At 50.2% G+C, this 4,518-nt stretch carries 5 protein-coding genes; all 5 read right to left on the bottom strand.

What is annotated here, in order from left to right:
* Positions 1 to 689 (bottom strand): ABC transporter substrate-binding protein (locus AB7U36_RS19245; protein WP_428161268.1); only part of this gene is annotated, 689 nt, incomplete at its 3' end.
* Positions 679 to 1,455 carry an ABC transporter ATP-binding protein gene (locus tag AB7U36_RS19240; protein ID WP_428161267.1) on the bottom strand — a complete coding sequence of 259 codons (777 nt, stop codon included), beginning with the start codon at positions 1,453 to 1,455 and terminating at the stop codon, positions 679 to 681. The genes AB7U36_RS19240 and AB7U36_RS19245, both read right to left, overlap by 11 nt.
* Positions 1,456 to 1,458: 3 nt before the next feature.
* Positions 1,459 to 2,448 carry an ABC transporter substrate-binding protein gene (locus AB7U36_RS19235; protein WP_428161266.1) on the bottom strand — a complete coding sequence of 330 codons (990 nt, stop codon included), beginning with the start codon at positions 2,446 to 2,448 and terminating at the stop codon, positions 1,459 to 1,461.
* A 54-nt stretch (positions 2,449 to 2,502) separates the two neighbouring features.
* Positions 2,503 to 4,182: an ABC1 kinase family protein gene (locus AB7U36_RS19230; RefSeq protein ID WP_428161265.1), complete on the bottom strand. Its 1,680-nt coding sequence runs from the start codon at positions 4,180 to 4,182 to the stop codon at positions 2,503 to 2,505.
* A gap of 23 nt (positions 4,183 to 4,205) precedes the next feature.
* Positions 4,206 to 4,518 (bottom strand): phasin family protein (locus AB7U36_RS19225; protein WP_428161264.1); only part of this gene is annotated, 313 nt, incomplete at its 5' end.

Here is a 4,518-nt window from a genome sequence, read left to right as displayed (position 1 = left end):
ATTATTTTTGCTGAAAATTTTTCCTGGGCCAGGGCGTTGAAAGGGTCTGCCACGATAAACGCGTCTATCTTTTTTCCCAAAAGCGCCTGGGGCATATCCGGGGGCGGCAGGATAAACAGGTTCACCTCGTGGGGGGCAAGCTTTGAGCCCGGCGGACGGATTACAGGCTCAAGCCCCTGGACCTGAAGGCCTAACTGCATGACCAGATTGTGCATGGAATACCATGAGGGCACAGCCACCTGTTTACCGGAAAGATCTGCAAACCGGTTAATGCCGGAGTCTGCTTTGACAGTGACCGCGCTGCCGTTGGTATGATCCCAGGCCAGGACCTTGACAGGTATGTTCTGCTTGAATCGCATCCATACGGGGATGGGGAAGAGCATATGGACTAAGTCAAATTTGCCCGTTAAAAAGGATTCGGAGAGTAAATTCCACGAACGCACCATGACCGGTCGTTCCACATGAAGCCCTTCATGGGAAAAATAGCCCAGACTGTATGCAACAAGCAAGGGTGTGGCATCTGTAATGGGCAGATAACCTATTTTCAACGGTCTTTTTTTTGCTGCTGCCAGGCATGGAAATGCCATGGGGGTGCAGGCGGCTGCGCCTGCTGTCTGAATTATAGTTTTTAAAAAATTTCGTCGTGAAATGCCGTTGGGGCATGCCGATTTTACAGGGTTAAATTCCATCAGTCAGGCTCCGTTTCACTAAATATGCGATTTTAAACCGATAGAGAATATCTGTTCTTAAGGTTTTGATCACAGGGTCATTCTGGTTTCTGGGATAGGGTACATCAATATCAAAAATATCAGAGATACCGGCAGGGGAACCGGCCAGAACCACAATTTTATTTCCAAGCCGGATGGCTTCATCAATATCATGGGTGACAAAGACCGCGGTAAAGCTTTCCGACATCCACAGGTTTACCAGTTCCTCCTGGATATGGGCCTGGGTAAAGGTGTCCAAAGAGGCAAAGGGTTCGTCAAGCAGCAGGACCTGGGGACGTCCCACCAGGGCCCTGGCCAGGCAAACCCGCTGGGCCATGCCCAGGGAGAGCTGGCCGGGTTTCACGTCAGCCGCACCTGCCAGCCCCATGATTTCCAGAAACTGGCTTACCCGATAGTCCAGGTCCTGGGTATCTTTTCTGATTTTACACCCATAGGACACGTTTTCCTTAACGCTGAGCCAGGGGATCAGGGCCGGCTGCTGGAACATCATGGAACGCGACGGGTGGATGCCGGCAATGGGGCTGCCGTTCACCCTGATCTGACCGCTGGTCGGATTTTCAAGCCCTGCCAGCATGTTCAGCAGGGTGGTCTTCCCGCAACCCGATTCACCCAGAATAATCACAAAATCTCCCGGATTTATGGAAAAGGAAATATCCTTGAGAACCTGATGGTGGTTTTTCCCAGGTCGGTCGTAGGATTTGCAGATTTTTTCAATGTCTATTTTCAAGTGCTATATTTCCGACAGAGCAGCATGAACAAATTCCGGTCTGATAAATCCATTAAGGTCCGTTCCGGCCGGCATGACCTCCATGGTTGTGCGCATATAATCAAGCACGATGTTTAAAATTCCCATATCCGGAACCAGAAGTTTTGGGCAATAGGTTATCCCCGATGTTTTAAGTGCTCTTTGCATCTGCCCGGCAGAAAGGCCTAAAAAAGGGGCTGACATGTTCTCAATCCCGTTTTCGGCGGTGTCCGGGGATGACATATACCGGTCAAGCTGTTGGGCACTGTCAAGAAGGCAGCTGACCATCAGGGCCAAACTTTTCCCTTTGGTCCTGAGCAGGTCCTGGTGCACCACGAATATGGAACCCGGATGATCCTTCCACAGGTCCCGGGAAATAAGCAGCCGACTGAATCTTTTTTTTTCAATCCCGGCGTCACCAAAGGGGGCAGGGCAGATAAACGCTGCAATATCGCCGTCAAGGTCCGAATTTGCCATTTCCGGCATCAGTTCATACGGGACTGCTTCAATGCCGACGCTTTCCCCCGATTCTCCCAAACCGGCGGTTTTCAACTTTCCTGCATTCAGAAGCCTGTGCACAAGCATATGCTGAATACTAAGCCTGTGGGGGATCAAAACGCTTTTTCCCCTGAGGTCCGCCAATCTGTGAATCTGTTCAGGTACAATGATTCTGCTGCCAGCCCTGTGGGTGAACATGAGCATGGAAATGGCCAGACCCTTGGCAAACAGATACATGGCCTGGGCAATATCTATGAACGCGGCATTGATATCACCGGATGAAAATCCTTTTTCCACCTGTTCCCAGGAATGCATGGTAAAAGGTATGACATCCATATCAATACCTGGTCCCTTACGCTGGATATATCGGGGAAAAGCAGTTCCCAGTATCAGATGATCAATACTGATAAAATGTCCGATTCGGATAGTCAGGGCAGCCTCAAATGTTTTGCATTTATTGATTTTGGACTTTAACACAGCCCGGAATGCATTGGCAAGTTTGTAAACGCAATTTATGGATGAAAACCCATGTTAAAGCCGTCCCCTGCGAATAATGGCCACCAACAGCCAGAGACCAAGGACAGCCGCAGCAATGAATCCGGCAATGCCGATGATGGAGACCCCGAAGATCATGGGCGGAATCCGGGAGTTGAGTACAATGGCCGAACCCAGGATCAGGGCCGCAATGATAATGGCAAAAGAGATCCGGTTGGATGTCTGGTCCTGGGTCATCATCAACCGTTCCATGCCTTCTATTTTGATGGAGACCTTGATTTTACCCTGTTTGATCTGTGTGATGATCTGGCTTGTATCCGATGGCAGGGTCTGCGACAGGGCAAAGATATCCCTGGCCAGACGGGTGAATTCCCTGGAAAGGCGCGGCACTGAATACTTGCGCAAGGCAGCTGCCCTGACATAGGGCCGGGCGTGGCCAAGCATATCAAACTCCGGGTCCAGCCTGCGGGCCACCGCTTCAATACTGATAAAGGCCTTTATCATTAAAAACAGGTCCGGGGGTATTTTTAATCCGTGCCGGGTGCAGAGTTCAAGAAACTGGTGGATCATCCGGCTGGGAAGGATCTCTTTTAGTTTTCTGGACAGGTATACTGCAGAAAACTGGGAAATGTCCTTTTCCAGGGTGGCCATATTGACCTGCCCATGGGCCTCGGTCAGGCGGCACACCAGACGGGCCGTATCCTGGCTGTTTTTTGAGGCCAGGGCCTGGAGCAGGTCAATGAACAGCTCCCGGGTGGCAAGGTCCACAAATCCGGTCATGCCGAAATCAACCACACAAATGCGCATGTCTTCCAGGATGAAGATATTGCCCGGATGTGGATCCGCATGGAAAAAACCAAACTCAAACACCTGGCGCATGATGAAATCCGCCCCAAGGCGGGTGATTTTTTTCCTGTCAAGGCCTGCCCGGTCAATGGTCTCAATATCATCTGCCTTGATCCCCCGGATAAATTCCATGCACAGCACCCGCTGTGTGGAATGAGACCGGTGCAATTCGGGAATATGGATGGATGGTGTTTTGGCAAACTGCTCTGCCATCTGTTCCATATTGGCCGCCTCCACCGTGTAATCCAGTTCCTTTTCCAGGGACCGGGCAAACTCTTCAACGATTTTCACGGGTCGGAATATGGCCATCTCTTCCAGGTTTTTTTCCATGACCTGGGCCAGGTAGTGGATGATTTCCAGATCCACTTCAACGGTCTTGCGGATACCGGGGCGCTGGATTTTTACCGCCACCTGTTCGTTTGGCGACAGTTCTGCCAGATGGACCTGTCCGATGGAGGCCGAAGCAAAAGGAGATTCATCAAAGGAATGGAACATGTCACTGATGGGTTTGCCAAACTCTGAAAGGATAATTTGTCTGACTTGTTCAAACGAAAAGGACGGCACTTTGTCCTGGAGTTTAGCAAGCTCCCGGGTCAGGTCCAGGGGGATCAGGTCGGGGCGGGAGGATAATACCTGGCCCATTTTAATGAAGGTGGGCCCAAGCTCCTCCAGCACCATCCTGATCCGCTGATTCCTGGATAGTTTCTCGTGGGGTTTTGAGAACACAATTTTATCGAGATAATGATCAATCTTCATGGCATCAATAATATTCTCAAATCCGTATTTGAAAATGATGCCAATGATCTGCTGGTAACGGACCAGATGACGGTACCGTTTGGTGACGTTGGAAATAGTCTTAAAGCTGAGCATGGTCAGGGTAAAAGACCTGGGTTTCAGGCATCCTTTTCAAATTTTTTGGACAGCTCATCAATCCGGGCATTTAGTGCGTCAATTTCCCCATGGGTGGGCAGATCCAGGCGTTTGAGCGCAGATTCCACAACGTGTTCAATTTTTTTATCAAGGGTGGATTTTGCGTCATCATACCGTTTTTTACACTCTTCTAAAAAGTCCTTTGCCTCTTTCTGGTTCATCTCAGACTGCTCTGCAAACTCCTTGGCAAGGGCCTCAATTTCCTTTTTGGAGCGCAGCGCCATGCCCACCCCGGCGAGCAGGCTGTTTTTTATGGTTTCAAGCATGTCCTTTTCC

Source organism: Desulfobacter sp. (assembly GCF_050177295.1).
Note: the sequence above shows the minus strand (reverse complement) of the source record. Positions and strands in the feature narration are given on the sequence as shown.

Excerpts from the sequence above, each read along its gene's own strand:
- AB7U36_RS19230 (WP_428161265.1), bottom strand. The coding sequence starts at position 4,182 with ATGCTCAGCTTTAAGACTATTTCCAACGTCACCAAACGGTACCGTCAT.